This is a genomic window from Ramlibacter sp. PS4R-6 (genome assembly GCF_037572775.1).
In the GTDB taxonomy this organism is placed as follows: domain Bacteria; phylum Pseudomonadota; class Gammaproteobacteria; order Burkholderiales; family Burkholderiaceae_C; genus Ramlibacter.
Genome location: NZ_JBBHKA010000001.1, coordinates 3,474,303 through 3,488,853, shown reverse-complemented (window position 1 = coordinate 3,488,853; position 14,551 = coordinate 3,474,303). Strand labels below are relative to the sequence as shown.

Genomic DNA, 14,551 nt, shown 5'->3' with positions numbered 1-14,551 from the left:
CGGGGGCTCCTCTTTCAGGCGAATTGGCGGACATCGACGAAATGCCCGTGGACCGCGGCGGCGGCTGCCATCGCGGGGCTCACGAGGTGGGTGCGGCCCCCTTGTCCCTGGCGGCCTTCGAAATTGCGGTTGCTGGTGGAGGCGCAGCGCTCGCCCGGCTCGAGCCGGTCGGCGTTCATGGCCAGGCACATGGAGCAGCCGGGCTCGCGCCACTCGAAGCCGGCGGCGCGGAAGATCTCGTGCAGGCCTTCGCGCTCGGCCTGCTCCTTCACGAGGCCGGAGCCGGGCACCACCATCGCGAGCTTGACGTTCTTCGCGACCTTCTGCCCCAGCTTCTTCACCACGGCGGCGGCGTCGCGCAGGTCCTCGATGCGGCTGTTGGTGCACGAGCCGATGAACACCTTGTCGATGACGATGTCCGTCATCGGCTTGCCGGGCTGCAGGCCCATGTAGGTCAGCGCGCGCTCGACGGCGTCGCGCTGCGAGGCGTCCTTGACGGCATCGGGGTCCGGCACGCGGCCGTCCACGCCCGTGACCATCTCGGGCGAGGTGCCCCAGGTGACCTGCGGGATGATCTTCGCTGCATCGAGCTCGACGACGGTGTCGAACTTCGCGTCGGCGTCGGTGTGCAGCGTGCCCCAGTAAGCGACGGCCTGCTCCCACTCCACGCCGCGCGGCGCCATCGGGCGGCCACGCACGTATTCGATGGTCTTGTCGTCGACGCCCACCAGGCCCGCGCGCGCACCGGCTTCGATCGCCATGTTGCACACGGTCATCCGGCCTTCCATCGACAGCGAGCGGATGGTGGAGCCCGCGAACTCGATCGTGTAGCCCGTCCCGCCCGCGGTGCCGATCTTCCCGATGATCGCGAGCACCACGTCCTTGGCCGTCACGCCGCGCGCCAGCGCGCCTTCGACGCGCACCAGCATGTTCTTCGCCTTCTTGGCGATCAGCGTCTGCGTGGCCAGCACGTGCTCGACCTCGCTGGTGCCGATGCCGTGCGCGAGCGCGCCGAACGCGCCGTGCGTGGACGTGTGCGAGTCGCCGCAGACGACCGTCATGCCCGGCAGCGTCGCGCCTTCCTCGGGGCCGATGACGTGCACGATGCCCTGCTGCTTCGACAGGAAGGGGAAGTAGGCCGCCGCGCCGAACTCGGAGATGTTCTTGTCCAGCGTCGTGACCTGTTCCTTGCTGATGGGGTCGTCGATGCCGTCGTAGCCGCGCTCCCAGCCGGTGGTGGGCGTGTTGTGGTCGGCGGTGGCGACCACGGAGCTGATGCGCCAGATGCGGCGGTGGTTCTCGCGCAGGCCTTCGAACGCCTGCGGGCTCGTCACTTCGTGCACCAGGTGGCGGTCGATGTAGAGGAGGGCCGTGCCGTCGTCCTCGGAGCGGACGACGTGTTCGTCCCAGATCTTGTCGTAGAGGGTTCTGCCCATGGCTTGCTTTCCGGAAGATTCTATGCGGCGGCCTTGCGGGGCCAATTGGCGGCGGCGCGCTTTTGCAGGTGTTCGACCAGCAGGCGCGACGTGAGGGGCAGCGCGTCGAAATCGCGCGCCACCAGGTTGATCTCGCGCACGGCCCACGCATCGCGCAGGCGCACGCACTTCAGCTCGCCCGCACCGCGCATCAGCTCGAAGGCGCGGCGCGGCATGATGCCCACGCCCAGGCCGTTGTGGATCATCCGGCACATCGCGTCGAGGCCCGTCACCTGGATGCGCAGGCGGATGGTGCGGCCCGCGGCCGTCGCGGCTTCGCGCATCGCGACATAGACCGAGCTGTTCGAATGCAGGCCGACGTGGTCGAACTCCAGCGTGTCCTCGAAGGACAGCTCGCGCTCCTTCGCCAGCGCGTGCCGCGCGGGCGTGACCAGCACCAGCTCGTCGCGGCGGTAGGGCTTCTGCGCCAGTTGCGCGCCGAGCGCCAGGCCCTGCGTGTTGCACACGCCGACGTCGGCTGCGCCTTCGTGCACGGCGCGGGCGACTTCGCTGGACAGGTGCTCCTGCAGGTCGATCTTGACCTGCGGGTGTTCGCGCGCGAACGAGCCGAGGTCCTCCGGCAGGAACTGCACGACGGCGGAGATGTTCGCGTGGATGCGCACGTGGCCGCGCACGCCCTCGGCGTACTCCGAGAGCTCGGCTTGCATCTTCTCCAACCCGAACAGGACCGAGCGCGCATGGTGCAACAGGCTCTGGCCGGCCGGTGTCAGGCTGACCCCGCGCGTGTGCCGGTACAGGAGGGGCGTTTCCAGGATGGCCTCGAGGTCCGACAGGCGCTTGCTCACGGCGGAGGCCGCGATGAACTCGCGCTCGGCGGCCTTCCCGATGGAGCCGAGCTCGCACACCGCCACGAACAGCTGCAGCGAGGTCAGGTCCAGTTTGCGGGTGAGGGAGGGCGCGGTCATCGTGGTTGGCGATGGAATTCCCGCATTTTCCCTCGGAATTAGGGCTCCAGCCATCGCCGTTCGCGATGACCCCGGTCGAAAACGAAAAAGCCCGCCAAGGCGGGCTTCCCCTGGGGCCGGCGCGGCTTACCGCTGGCTCAGCGGCTTGACGTCCCGGCGCTCGGAGCCGGTGAACAGCTGGCGCGGGCGGCCGATCTTGTACTCGGGGTCGCCGATCATCTCGTTGAGCTGGGCGATCCAGCCCACCGTGCGGGCCAGCGCGAAGATGGCGGTGAACAGCGACACCGGGATGCCGATGGCTCGCTGGACGATGCCCGAATAGAAGTCGACGTTCGGGTACAGCTTGCGCGAGACGAAGTACTCGTCCTCCAGCGCCACCTTCTCCAGGGCCATCGCCAGCTTGAACAGCGGGTCGTCGTGCAGGCCCAGCTCGTTGAGCACCTCGTGACAGGTTTCGCGCATGAGCTTGGCGCGCGGGTCGTAGTTCTTGTACACGCGGTGGCCGAAGCCCATCAGCTTGATGCCGCTGTTCTTGTCCTTCACCTTGGCGACGAACTCGCCGATCTTCGCGACGCCGCCCATCTTCTGGATGTCTTCCAGCATGTTCAGCGCGGCTTCGTTCGCGCCGCCGTGCGCCGGGCCCCAGAGGCAGGCCACGCCCGCGGCGATGGCGGCGAAGGGGTTGGTGCCCGACGAGCCGCACAGGCGCACGGTGGACGTGGACGCGTTCTGCTCGTGGTCGGCGTGCAGGATGAAGATGCGGTCCATCGCGCGCACCAGCACGTCGTTGGGCTTGTACTCCTCGCACGGCGTCGCGAACATCATGCGCATGAAGTTCGACGTGTAGCTCAGGTCGTTCTTCGGGTACATGTACGGCTGGCCGGCGCTGTACTTGTAGGCCATCGCGACCAGCGTGGGCATCTTCGCGATCAGGCGGATCGCCGAGATCTCGCGGTGCTGCGGGTTGTTGATGTCGGTGCTGTCGTGATAGAAGGCCGACAGCGCGCCCACCAGGCCGGTCATGATGGCCATCGGGTGCGCGTCGCGGCGGAAGCCGCGCAGGAAGAACTGCATCTGCTCGTTGACCATCGTGTGCATGGTCACGTTGTAGGTGAAGTCCTTCTTCTGCTGCGTGTTGGGCAGCTCGCCCTTGAGCAGCAGGTAGCAGGTCTCGAGGAAGTCGCACTGCGTCGCGAGCTGCTCGATCGGGTAGCCGCGGTACAGCAGCTCGCCCTTGTCGCCGTCGATGTACGTGATGGCCGACTGGCAGGCGGCCGTCGAGAGGAAGCCCGGGTCGTACGTGAACATCCCCGTCTGCGCGTACAGCTTGCGGATGTCGATCACTTCGGGGCCGATGCTGCCCTGGTACACGGGCAGTTCGACGCTGGGGCTGCCGTTGGAGAACGACAGGGTGGCTTTGGTGTCGGCGAGTTTCATGATGGTCTTCCTGTGGTTTCTCTTTGCTGCAGCAGGGCCAGCAGCTCGCGGATGTCGTCCCTGTCGAGTTCGCCTTCCGGTGCCTTGCGCGCGAGCAGCAGGTCCAATAGGTCGTTGTCGCCGAGCTCCATCAGTTCGGCGAGCGCGTCGCCCTGCCTTTGGGTGAGGCGGTCGCCGTGGCGCCCGAAGAACCGCTCGATGAAAAGGTCATTTTCCAGCAAACCCCGGCGGCAGCGCCACTTGAGTTTGGAGAGGGACCTCTCGTCGAGCATCGCTTCCATACGCTATACGGCTCGCCGCACCATCAGCTCCTTGATCTTGCCGATGGCCATGGTGGGGTTCAGCCCCTTCGGGCACACGTCCACGCAGTTCATGATCGTGTGGCAGCGGAAGAGGCGGTAAGGGTCTTCGAGGTTGTCCAGGCGTTCGCCGGTGGCTTCGTCGCGGCTGTCGGCGATGAAGCGGTAGGCCTGCAGCAGGCCGGCGGGGCCGACGAACTTGTCGGGGTTCCACCAGAAGCTCGGGCAGCTGGTGGAGCAGCTCGCGCACAGGATGCACTCGTACAGTCCGTTGAGCTCGTCGCGCTCCTCGGGAGACTGCAGGCGCTCCTTCTCGGGCGGGATGCTGTCGTTGACCAGGTAGGGCTTGATCGAGTGGTACTGCTTGAAGAAGTCCGTCATGTCGACGATCAGGTCGCGCACGACGGGCAGGCCCGGCAGCGGCTTGAGCGTGATGACGCCCGGCAGCGTGAGCATGTTCGTCAGGCACGCCAGGCCGTTCTTGCCGTTGATGTTCATCGCGTCCGAGCCGCACACGCCTTCGCGGCACGAACGGCGGAAGGACAGCGTCGGGTCCTTCGCCTTGAGCTTCATCAGGGCGTCCAGCAGCATGCGCTCGTTGCCCTCGAGCTCGATCTCCACCGTCTGCATGTACGGCTTCGCGTCCTTCTCGGGGTCGTAGCGGTAGATCTGGAAGGTGCGCTTTTGCATCTGTGTTCTCTTCTTGTGAATCTAGTCGGCGAGTTGGATTCGTGCCAGTACGTACTAGAACGTACGGACCTTCGGCGGCACCGACTCCACGGTCAGCGGCTTGAGCTTCACGGGCTTGTAGGCCAGGCGATTGCCTTCGCTGTACCACAGCGAGTGCTTCATCCAGTTGGCGTCGTCGCGGCCCAGCGGCGCGACCGGGTCGTCCGCCGGCTTCTCGTAGTCGCTGACGGTGTGCGCGCCGCGGCATTCCTTGCGCGCGGCGGCCGAGACCATGGTGGCCTGCGCGCACTCGATGAGGTTCTCGACTTCCAGCGCCTCGATGCGGGCGGTGTTGAAGACGCGCGACTTGTCGGCCATGCCGATCACGTCCACGCGCTCGCGGATCTTCGCGATCTTCGCCACGCCTTCGTCCATGCTGGCCTGCGTGCGGAAGACACCCGCGTGCTTCTGCATCGCGTTGCGGATGTCGTTGGCGACGTCCTGCGCGTATTCGCCGGACTTCGTGGATTCGAGCCGGTTCAGCCGCTCCAGCGTGCGCTCGGCCGCATCGGCGGGGATCGCCTTGTGCGACTTGTTCTTGCTGGCGAATTCGACGATGTGGTTGCCCGCCGCGCGTCCGAAGACCAGCAGGTCGAGCAGCGAATTGGTGCCCAGGCGGTTGGCGCCGTGCACGCTGACACAGGAGCATTCGCCCACCGCGTACAGGCCGTTGACGACGTCGTTGTCGCTGCCGTTCTTCTGCGTCACCACCTGGCCGTTGATGTTGGTCGGGACGCCGCCCATCTGGTAGTGGATGGTCGGCACCACGGGGATCGGCTCCTTGGTGATGTCGACGTTGGCGAAGTTGATGCCGATCTCGTACACCGAAGGCAGGCGCTTGTGGATGGTGTCGGCGCCCAGGTGGTCGAGCTTGAGCATCACGTAGTCCTTGTTCGGACCGCAGCCTCGGCCTTCCTTGATTTCCTGGTCCATCGAGCGCGACACGAAGTCGCGCGGCGCCAGGTCCTTCAGCGTGGGCGCGTAGCGCTCCATGAAGCGCTCGCCGTTGCTGTTCAGCAGGATCGCGCCTTCGCCGCGGCAGCCTTCGGTGAGCAGCACGCCCGCGCCGGCCACGCCGGTGGGGTGGAACTGCCAGAACTCCATGTCCTCGAGCGCGATGCCGGCGCGCGCCGCCATGCCCAGGCCGTCACCGGTGTTGATGAAGGCGTTGGTCGATGCCGCGAAGATGCGCCCCGCGCCGCCGGTGGCCAGCAGCGTGGTCTTGGCTTCGAGGATGTAGAGGTCGCCCGTCTCCATCTCCAGCGCCGTCACGCCGACGACGTCGCCGTCGGCGTCGCGGATCAGGTCCAGCGCCATCCACTCGACGAAGAACGAGGTCTTGGCGCGCACGTTCTGCTGGTACAGGGTGTGCAGCATGGCGTGGCCGGTTCGGTCGGCCGCGGCGCAGGCGCGCTGCACGGGCTTCTCGCCGTAGTTGGCCGTGTGGCCGCCGAAGGGACGCTGGTAGATCGTGCCGTCGGGGTTGCGGTCGAACGGCATGCCCATGTGCTCGAGCTCGTACACGACCTTGGGCGCCTCGCGGCACATGTACTCGATGGCATCCTGGTCGCCGAGCCAGTCGCTGCCCTTGACGGTGTCGTAGAAGTGGTAGTGCCAGTTGTCCTCGGACATGTTGCCCAGCGACGCGCCGATACCGCCTTGCGCGGCGACGGTGTGCGAGCGGGTGGGGAACACCTTGGAAAGCACTGCGACGTTCAGGCCCGCACGCGCGAGCTGCAGCGACGCGCGCATGCCGGAGCCGCCGGCGCCGACGATGACGACGTCGAACTTGCGGCGGGCGATGTTGGAAGAGGTGTATGCCATGTCGTTGTTCTTCAAGGGCCTCAAACTCGCCAGAGCACCTGCACGGCCCAGCCGGCACAGCCCACGAGGTAGACGATCACGAGGATCTGCAGCACGAGGCGGATGCCCACGGGCTTGATGTAGTCCATCAGCACGTCGCGCATGCCCACCCACACGTGGTACAGCAGGCCGACGATGGTGGCGAAGGTGAGCATCTTCATGCCCTGGCCGGCGAACAGGCCCGCCCACTTGTCGTAGCCGACGGGGCCGCTGGTGAGCAGGATGCGCGCGAGCACGACGACGGTGAAGACCGCCATGAGGCCGGCGGTGACGCGCTGCGCGAGCCAGTCGCGCGTGCCGTAGTGCGCGCCGACGACGCTGCGACGGGAACCGTAATTGACTGCCATGGGGTGTTCTCCTCGACTCAGTACAGGCCGAACAGCTTGGCGCCCAGCACCAAGGTGAGGAAGATGCTCGCGGCGAGCGTGAACACCGCCGACTTCGCGCCGAACTCCTTGCTCACCGCGGCGTGGCTCGTGTCCATCCACAGGTGGCGCAGGCCGGCGATGAAATGGTGCAGGTAGGACCAGATGAGCGCGAGGGCGACCAGCTTGACGAACCAGCCGGGCACGAACCCCAGGCCGTTGTTGAAGGCGCTGCGGAAGCGCGCGAAGGAATATTCGGAGGAGATGGACGTGTCGAACATCCAGATGATGAACGGCATCAGCAGGAACATGATCACGCCGCTGATGCGGTGCAGGATCGAGACCCAGCCCGCAGCGGGCAATCGGTAGGTCGGCAGGTCCCGGAACGCGTGGATGTTCCGGAATTCGGGGCGCTTCTTGGCGATCTCGGTCATGTGCGCTTTCTTGGGGGGCAACCCAAAATTCTACCGATTGCAGCGCAACAACCTGACACGCAGGTTTCAGACTCGCATGAATTCAGCGCCGGGTCAGCTCAATTCGTTCCTGTAGTGATGCGTGTCGGTGCGGTACAGGCCGCGCCGCAATTCCATCGGCACGTCGTTGTACGTGTAGGCCAGCCTTTCGACCGACAGCAGCGGCGTGCCCTTGGCAACGTCGAGTATGGCGGCTTGCTGCGCGTCGGCGGCAAGCGCGCGGATCTTTTCTTCGGCGCGCACCATCTGCACGCCGAATTCGACCTCGTACATCGCGTAGGTCGGGCCCTGGTAGCCCGCCATCTGTTCGGCCGTCAGGCCCTTGAACGCGGCGCCGGGCAGCCACAGGTCTTCCAGGATGGTCGGCACGTCGCGGAAGGCAAGCACGCGCCGCAGCTGCACGACCGCGTCGCCGGTGCGCAGCTGCAGGGCGCGCGCGATCTCGGCGGATGCGCGCGTGCGCTTGCATTCGAGCACCGTGCGGTGCGCGGGGCCCTCGCTGTCGAGGTCGCCCTCGTCGGGCATCAGCTTCAGGAAGCGGTACTGGACGTGCTGCTCGGCGTGGGTGGCAACGAAAGTTCCCTTTCCCTGCCGGCGCACGACGAGGTTGCCGGCCGCGAGTTCGTCGATCGCCTTGCGCACGGTGCCCTGGCTCACGCGGTAGCGCGCGGCCAGGTCCATTTCGCTGGGGATGGCTTCGCCCGGTTTCCACTCGCCGGCCTGCAGGCTTTGCAGGATCAGGCCCTTGATCTGCTGGTACAGCGGGCTGAACGCCGGGGCCTGGCCGTCGGCGGTTTCAGTGGGGGTGGCTGCGGCCATGCGGAATTGCCTTGCGAAATTTGGAAGCGCAAGCGGAGCTTGCGCGGCTCGAATCATATCTTATATAAGATACAAGACAAATTGACGATTAAGGGTTGACCCGAGTAAACTCGCCCGCTGCCGCGCTCCACGCGCGCGTTCAAGAAACCACCCCTTCCGGAGAATTCCATGAGCAAGAAGCCCGTCCGCGTTGCCGTCACCGGCGCCGCGGGACAAATCGGTTACGCCCTCCTGTTCCGCATTGCCTCGGGCGAGATGCTCGGCAAGGACCAGCCCGTGATCCTGCAGCTGCTGGAGATCCCGGACGAGAAGGCGCAGAAGGCGCTCAAGGGCGTGATGATGGAGCTGGAGGACTGCGCGTTCCCGCTGCTCGCCGGCATGGAGGCGCACAGCGACCCCATGACCGCCTTCAAGGACACCGACTACGCGCTGCTCGTGGGCGCCCGCCCGCGCGGCCCCGGCATGGAGCGTGCCGACCTGCTGGCCGCCAATGCGCAGATCTTCACGGCCCAGGGCAAGGCCCTCGACAAGGTGGCTTCGCGCAACGTGAGGGTGCTGGTCGTGGGCAACCCCGCCAACACCAACGCCTACATCGCGATGAAGAGCGCGCCGAGCCTGCCGCGCGAGAACTTCACCGCCATGCTGCGCCTGGACCACAACCGCGCGCTGTCGCAAGTGGCCGCCAAGACCGGCACGAAGGTCGGCGACATCGAGAAGATGGCCGTGTGGGGCAACCACTCGCCCACGATGTATGCGGACTACCGCTTCGCCACCGTCGGCGGCAAGGCCGTGAAGGACCTGATCAACGACCAGGTGTGGAACGCCGACGTGTTCCTGCCCACGGTGGGCAAGCGCGGCGCCGCGATCATCGAAGCGCGCGGCCTGTCGTCCGCCGCATCGGCCGCCAACGCCGCCATCGACCACATGCGCGACTGGGCGCTGGGCACCAACGGCAAGTGGGTCACCATGGGCATCCCGTCCAATGGCGACTACGGCATCCCCAAGGACGTGATGTTCGGCTTCCCCGTGACCACCAAGGACGGCAAGTACGAAGTGGTGAAGGGCCTGGAAATCGACGCGTTCAGCCAGGAGCGCATCAACAAGACACTCAAGGAACTGCAGGACGAGCAGGCTGGGGTCGCCCACCTGCTCTGAAGCCGCAGCAAGACCGATGGCCGACTGGAACCCCGCGCTGTACCGCCGCTTCGAGGACGAGCGGACGCGGCCGGCGCGGGAGCTCCTGGGGCGCGTGCCGCTCGCGCAATGCAAGCTGGCGTACGACCTGGGCTGCGGCCCGGGCAACTCCACCGAACTGATCGTCGAACGCTTCCCGCAGGCGCGCGTCGTCGGCGTCGACAACTCGCCGGCGATGCTGGAGAGCGCGCGCCAGCGCCTGCCGAAGACGCCGTTCGAGCTGGCCGACATCGCCCACTGGCAGCCGGAGCAGGCGCCGGACCTGATCTATTCCAACGCGACGCTGCACTGGGTGCCGGGCCATGAGGCACTGGTTGCGCGCCTGTTCTCGCTGCTGGCGCCCGGCGGCGTGCTGGCCGTGCAGATGCCGGACAACCTGGACGAGCCCAGCCACCGGCTGATGCGCGAGGTTGCGGCCATCGACACGCTTCGCTCGCATTGCACGCAGACCGGCCAGACCGGCACGCGCACGGAGCTGCTCGGCCCCGGTGGGTACTACGACGTGCTCGCGCCGGTCGCGGCGAGCGTCGACGTCTGGCGCACGACGTTCAATCACCCGATGGCGTCCGCGGCGGCGATCGTCGAATGGGTGAGCAGCACGGGACTGAAACCCTTCCTCGAGGCGCTGGACGGCGACGAGGCGCGCAAGGCCTTCCTCGCGGAATACGAACGCCGCATCGATGCCGCCTACCCGGCGCGCGCCGACGGCAAGCGCCTGCTCGCTTTCCCGCGCCTGTTCTTCGTGGCGGTAAAGAAATGAACGCCCGGGTGCATCCCCGCGAGGCCCTGCTCGGCGCGCAGGCCGGCGCCGTCGTGCTGCCCGTGTGCGACCACTACAGCGGCGTCGAGGCGCGCATGCGCAAGAGCCTGCAGCTGCAGCAGGAGTTGATCGAGGAGTTCGGCGCCTGCGTGTTCGACGTGACGCTGGACTGCGAGGACGGCGCGCCGGTGGGCGGCGAGGCCGAGCATGCGGCGCTGGTTGTCGCGCTGGCGTCGCTCGCGAGCGAGAAGGCACGGGTCGCCGTGCGCGTGCACCCGGTGGACCATCCCGTGTTCGATCAGGACGTCGCGCTCATTGCAGGCAAGGCCGGCAAGAAGCTCGCGCACATCATGCTGCCCAAGGTCGAGTGCGTCGAGGACGTCGTGCGCGCCTGCAAGGCCATCGACGCCGCTGGCGCCGCGCACCTGCCGGTGCATGCGTTGATCGAATCGCCGGCGGCCGTGCACCGCGCCTTCGATATCGCCGCGCACCCGCGCGTGCAGTCGCTCAGTTTCGGCCTGATGGATTTCGTCTCCGCCCACGGCGGCGCCATCCCGTCCGAGGGCATGGGCATCGAAGGGCAGTTCACGCATCCGCTGGTGGTGCGCGCGAAGGTGGAGATTTCATCCGCCTGCCACGCGCACGGCAAGGTGCCGTCGCACGGCGTCGTCACCGAATTCAAGGACACGAAGGCGCTGGGCCGCGCGGCATCGCGCGCGGCGCGCGAGCTCGGCTACACCCGCATGTGGAGCATCCACCCGGACCAGATCCGGCCCATCCTCGAAGCTTTCGCGCCGCAGGCGAAGGAGATCGACACGGCTGCGGGCATCCTCGTCGCCGCGCAGGCGGCCGAATGGGCGCCCATCAGCCACGCCGGGAAACTGGAAGACCGGGCGAGCTACCGGTATTACTGGCAGGTGCTCGAGAGGGCGCACCGGACCGGCAGGAAGCTGCCCCCGGAAGTAGCAGGTTGGATCACAGGAGACAAATGATGAAAGTCCTTCTCGCAGCCATCGCCATTGCCTTGAGCCCCGCGCTCGCCCTGGCGCAGCAGGCCCCGCCGGCCAAGAAAGCGCCCGCGCCGGGCGCGAACAAGAAGCTCGCGCCGGCCGCGCAAAAGGCCGTCGAGGAAAACACGCCCATCGACGCCGACCCGAACGTCAAGCTCACGGATGCCGACCTGGAAGTCGCCAAGCGGGTCTTCGTCGGCGACATCCCGTGCGAACTGGGCGCCAAGGTCACCGTCACGCCGCTGAAGCGGGAGGGCTTCTTCCTGGTCACGACCAAGGGCCACCGCTTCGCGATGCACCCGGTCGAAAGCCGCACCGGCGCCATCCGCCTGGAGGACCCGAAGCGCGGCGCGATGTGGCTGCAGCTGGGGAACAAGTCCATGCTCATGAGCCAGAAGCTGGGCCAGCGCCTGGCCGACGAGTGCCAGAGCCCCGAGCAGGTCACCTTCGCCGAGAAGCTCAAGGCCAACCCCGTGAACATCCTCGAGGCGCCCAAGCAGCCCGACCCCATCACCATGCCGCCCGCCGCGCCCGCTTCGAAGCCGGCGAGCAGCTGACGAACCCTGAAAACCGTACGGAGAGAACCATGTTGCAAGCCTATGTCGAACACGTCGCCGAACGCGCGGCCCTGGGCATCCCGCCGCTGCCGCTGTCGGCCAAGCAGACTTCGGACCTGATCGAGCTGCTGAAGAACCCGTCCACCGCCGAGGCCGAGTTCCTGGTCAACCTGATCACGCACCGCGTGCCGGCGGGCGTGGACGACGCGGCCAAGGTCAAGGCGAGCTACCTCGCCGCCGTGGCCCACGGCACCGAGAAGTGCCTGGTGATCTCGCGCGAGAAGGCCACCGAGCTGCTGGGCACCATGCTGGGCGGCTACAACATCAGCCCGCTGATCGACCTGCTGGACGACCCGGAAGTGGGCGGCGTGGCCGCGGACGGCCTGAAGAAGACGCTGCTGATGTTCGACCAGTTCCACGACGTCAAGGAAAAGGCCGACAAGGGCAACGCCAATGCCAAGGCGGTGCTGCAAAGCTGGGCCGACGCCGAGTGGTTCACCTCGCGCCCCGAAGTTCCGCAAAGCATCAAGGTCACGGTGTTCAAGGTATCCGGCGAGATCAACACCGACGACCTCTCGCCCGCGCCCGATGCGTGGAGCCGCCCCGACATCCCGCTGCATGCGCTGGCCATGCACAAGAACCCGCGCCCCGGCATCACGCCCGAGGAAGAAGGCAAGCGCGGCCCGGTCAAGTTGATCCAGGACCTGCGCGCCAAGGGCAATGTCGTCGCCTACGTGGGCGACGTGGTGGGCACGGGTTCCTCGCGCAAGTCGGCGACCAACAGCGTGCTGTGGTTCACCGGCGAGGACATCCCCTACGTGCCGAACAAGCGCTTCGGCGGCGTGTGCCTGGGCGGCAAGATCGCGCCGATCTTCTACAACACGATGGAAGACGCGGGCGCGCTGCCCATCGAGCTCGACGTGAGCAAGATGGAGATGGGCGACGTCGTCGAGCTACGCCCCTACGAAGGCAAGGCGTTGAAGAACGGCGAGGTGATCGCCGAGTTCAAGGTCAAGAGCGAGGTGCTCTTCGACGAAGTGCGCGCCGGCGGCCGCATCCCGCTGATCGTGGGCCGGGGCCTGACGGCCAAGGCGCGCGAGGCGCTGGGCCTGCCGCCCTCCACGCTGTTCCGCCTGCCGCAGGCGCCCGTGGACACGAAGAAGGGCTTCTCGCTGGCGCAGAAGATGGTCGGCCGCGCCTGCGGCCTGCCGGAAGGCCAGGGCGTGCGCCCGGGCACGTATTGCGAGCCGAAGATGACCTCGGTGGGTTCGCAGGACACCACCGGCCCGATGACGCGCGACGAATTGAAGGACCTGGCGTGCCTGGGCTTCTCGGCCGATCTCGTCATGCAGTCGTTCTGCCACACGGCGGCCTACCCGAAGCCGGTGGACGTGAAGATGCACCACGAGCTGCCCGACTTCATCTCCACGCGCGGCGGCATCTCGCTGCGCCCGGGCGACGGCGTGATCCACTCGTGGCTCAACCGCCTGCTGCTGCCTGACACGGTGGGCACGGGCGGCGACTCGCACACGCGCTTCCCGATTGGCATCTCGTTCCCCGCGGGCTCCGGCCTCGTGGCGTTTGCGGCCGCCACCGGCGTGATGCCGCTGGACATGCCCGAGTCGGTGCTGGTGCGCTTCAAGGGCGGCAAGATGCAGCCGGGCGTGACGCTGCGTGACCTCGTAAACGCGATCCCGCTCTACGCCATCAAGCAGGGCCTGCTCACGGTGGAGAAGAAGGGCAAGAAGAACATCTTCTCCGGCCGCATCCTCGAGATCGAGGGCCTGCCCGACTTGAAGGTGGAGCAGGCGTTCGAGCTGTCCGACGCGTCCGCCGAGCGTTCCGCCGCCGGCTGCACGGTGAAGCTGAACAAGGAACCGATCATCGAGTACATCAACAGCAACATCACGCTGATGCGCTGGATGATCGCCAACGGCTACGCCGACGCGCGCACGCTGGCCCGCCGCATCGCGGCGCAGGAAGCCTGGCTGAAGAACCCGCAGCTGCTCGAAGGCGATGCCGATGCCGAGTACGCCGCGGTGATCGAGATCGACCTGGCCGAGATCCACGAGCCCATCGTCGCCTGCCCGAACGATCCCGACGACGTGAAGACGCTGTCGGAAGTCGCCGGCGCCAAGATCGACGAGGTGTTCATCGGCTCCTGCATGACCAACATCGGCCACTTCCGCGCGGCGTCGAAGCTGCTCGAAGGCAAGCGCGACATCCCGGTGAAGCTGTGGGTCGCACCGCCGACGAAGATGGACCAGCAGCAGCTGACCGAGGAAGGCCACTACGGCGTGCTGGGCGTGGCCGGCGCGCGCATGGAGATGCCCGGCTGCTCGCTGTGCATGGGCAACCAGGCGCAGGTGCGCGAGGGCGCGACGGTGATGTCGACATCCACGCGCAACTTCCCGAACCGCCTGGGCAAGAACACGAACGTGTACCTCGGTTCCGCCGAACTCGCGGCCATCTGCTCGCGCCTGGGCCGCATCCCGACCAAGGACGAGTACATGGCCGACATGGACGTGCTCAGCGCCAACGGCGACAAGATCTACAGGTACATGAACTTCGACCAGATCGCCGACTTCAAGGAAGCGGCGGACAAGGTGGCGGCGTAAGAACCCGCGCCCATGGAAAAGCGGCC

The 14,551-nt window shown here is 66.9% G+C and carries 14 protein-coding genes; 5 read left to right on the top strand and 9 right to left on the bottom strand.

What is annotated here, in order from left to right:
* Window positions 1–14: 14 nt before the first annotated feature.
* From leuC to WG903_RS17340, 9 genes are all read right to left on the bottom strand, one after another.
* Entirely contained in the window at window positions 15–1,436 is a 1,422-nt protein-coding gene (gene leuC / locus WG903_RS17380; protein WP_340077742.1) for a 3-isopropylmalate dehydratase large subunit, read from the bottom strand.
* Window positions 1,437–1,456: 20 nt separating this feature from the next.
* Window positions 1,457–2,401: a LysR family transcriptional regulator gene (locus WG903_RS17375; protein WP_340077740.1), complete on the bottom strand. Its 945-nt coding sequence runs from the start codon at window positions 2,399–2,401 to the stop codon at window positions 1,457–1,459.
* A gap of 126 nt (window positions 2,402–2,527) precedes the next feature.
* Entirely contained in the window at window positions 2,528–3,838 is a 1,311-nt protein-coding gene (locus WG903_RS17370) for a citrate synthase (protein ID WP_340077738.1), read from the bottom strand.
* Entirely contained in the window at window positions 3,835–4,119 is a 285-nt protein-coding gene (locus WG903_RS17365) for an FAD assembly factor SdhE (RefSeq protein ID WP_340077736.1), read from the bottom strand. The genes WG903_RS17370 and WG903_RS17365 overlap by 4 nt, the downstream gene beginning before the upstream one ends.
* Before the next feature lie 3 nt (window positions 4,120–4,122).
* Complete coding sequence (locus tag WG903_RS17360; RefSeq protein ID WP_340077734.1) at window positions 4,123–4,827, bottom strand: succinate dehydrogenase iron-sulfur subunit; 705 nt, start codon at window positions 4,825–4,827, stop codon at window positions 4,123–4,125.
* A gap of 54 nt (window positions 4,828–4,881) precedes the next feature.
* On the bottom strand, window positions 4,882–6,690 hold the full coding sequence (gene sdhA / locus WG903_RS17355; RefSeq protein WP_340077732.1) for a succinate dehydrogenase flavoprotein subunit: 1,809 nt from the start codon (window positions 6,688–6,690) through the stop codon (window positions 4,882–4,884).
* A 20-nt stretch (window positions 6,691–6,710) separates the two neighbouring features.
* Window positions 6,711–7,076, bottom strand: a complete 366-nt coding sequence (gene sdhD, locus WG903_RS17350) for a succinate dehydrogenase, hydrophobic membrane anchor protein (protein ID WP_340077730.1) — start codon at window positions 7,074–7,076, stop codon at window positions 6,711–6,713.
* A 17-nt stretch (window positions 7,077–7,093) separates the two neighbouring features.
* Window positions 7,094–7,528: a succinate dehydrogenase, cytochrome b556 subunit gene (gene sdhC, locus WG903_RS17345; RefSeq protein WP_340077728.1), complete on the bottom strand. Its 435-nt coding sequence runs from the start codon at window positions 7,526–7,528 to the stop codon at window positions 7,094–7,096.
* Between the two features lie 93 nt (window positions 7,529–7,621).
* Window positions 7,622–8,386, bottom strand: a complete 765-nt coding sequence (locus WG903_RS17340) for a GntR family transcriptional regulator (RefSeq protein ID WP_340077726.1) — start codon at window positions 8,384–8,386, stop codon at window positions 7,622–7,624.
* A gap of 168 nt (window positions 8,387–8,554) precedes the next feature.
* On the opposite strand from WG903_RS17340, the gene WG903_RS17335 reads away from it, so the two are divergent.
* From WG903_RS17335 to acnB, 5 genes are read left to right on the top strand one after another with little or no spacing between them, the layout of a single operon-like run.
* Window positions 8,555–9,541, top strand: coding sequence for a malate dehydrogenase (locus WG903_RS17335; RefSeq protein ID WP_340077724.1), 987 nt, complete (start codon window positions 8,555–8,557; stop codon window positions 9,539–9,541).
* A gap of 16 nt (window positions 9,542–9,557) precedes the next feature.
* Entirely contained in the window at window positions 9,558–10,340 is a 783-nt protein-coding gene (gene tam, locus WG903_RS17330; RefSeq protein ID WP_340077722.1) for a trans-aconitate 2-methyltransferase, read from the top strand.
* On the top strand, window positions 10,337–11,332 hold the full coding sequence (locus WG903_RS17325) for an HpcH/HpaI aldolase/citrate lyase family protein (protein ID WP_340077720.1): 996 nt from the start codon (window positions 10,337–10,339) through the stop codon (window positions 11,330–11,332). Before tam ends, WG903_RS17325 begins: the two co-directional genes overlap by 4 nt.
* Window positions 11,332–11,907, top strand: a complete 576-nt coding sequence (locus WG903_RS17320; protein ID WP_445263613.1) for a hypothetical protein — start codon at window positions 11,332–11,334, stop codon at window positions 11,905–11,907. The genes WG903_RS17325 and WG903_RS17320 overlap by 1 nt, the downstream gene beginning before the upstream one ends.
* A 29-nt stretch (window positions 11,908–11,936) precedes the next feature.
* On the top strand, window positions 11,937–14,525 hold the full coding sequence (gene acnB / locus WG903_RS17315) for a bifunctional aconitate hydratase 2/2-methylisocitrate dehydratase (protein ID WP_340077716.1): 2,589 nt from the start codon (window positions 11,937–11,939) through the stop codon (window positions 14,523–14,525).
* Window positions 14,526–14,551 lie beyond the last annotated feature (26 nt).

Coding starts and splice junctions, on each gene's coding strand:
- sdhC (WP_340077728.1), bottom strand. CDS start 7,528: ATGACCGAGATCGCCAAGAAGCGCCCCGAATTCCGGAACATCCACGCG.
- WG903_RS17375 (WP_340077740.1), bottom strand. CDS start 2,401: ATGACCGCGCCCTCCCTCACCCGCAAACTGGACCTGACCTCGCTGCAG.
- WG903_RS17365 (WP_340077736.1), bottom strand. CDS start 4,119: ATGGAAGCGATGCTCGACGAGAGGTCCCTCTCCAAACTCAAGTGGCGC.
- WG903_RS17335 (WP_340077724.1), top strand. CDS start 8,555: ATGAGCAAGAAGCCCGTCCGCGTTGCCGTCACCGGCGCCGCGGGACAA.
- acnB (WP_340077716.1), top strand. CDS start 11,937: ATGTTGCAAGCCTATGTCGAACACGTCGCCGAACGCGCGGCCCTGGGC.
- WG903_RS17320 (WP_445263613.1), top strand. CDS start 11,332: ATGAAAGTCCTTCTCGCAGCCATCGCCATTGCCTTGAGCCCCGCGCTC.
- WG903_RS17370 (WP_340077738.1), bottom strand. CDS start 3,838: ATGAAACTCGCCGACACCAAAGCCACCCTGTCGTTCTCCAACGGCAGC.
- sdhD (WP_340077730.1), bottom strand. CDS start 7,076: ATGGCAGTCAATTACGGTTCCCGTCGCAGCGTCGTCGGCGCGCACTAC.
- leuC (WP_340077742.1), bottom strand. CDS start 1,436: ATGGGCAGAACCCTCTACGACAAGATCTGGGACGAACACGTCGTCCGC.
- WG903_RS17360 (WP_340077734.1), bottom strand. CDS start 4,827: ATGCAAAAGCGCACCTTCCAGATCTACCGCTACGACCCCGAGAAGGAC.
- WG903_RS17340 (WP_340077726.1), bottom strand. CDS start 8,386: ATGGCCGCAGCCACCCCCACTGAAACCGCCGACGGCCAGGCCCCGGCG.
- tam (WP_340077722.1), top strand. CDS start 9,558: ATGGCCGACTGGAACCCCGCGCTGTACCGCCGCTTCGAGGACGAGCGG.
- WG903_RS17325 (WP_340077720.1), top strand. CDS start 10,337: ATGAACGCCCGGGTGCATCCCCGCGAGGCCCTGCTCGGCGCGCAGGCC.
- sdhA (WP_340077732.1), bottom strand. CDS start 6,690: ATGGCATACACCTCTTCCAACATCGCCCGCCGCAAGTTCGACGTCGTC.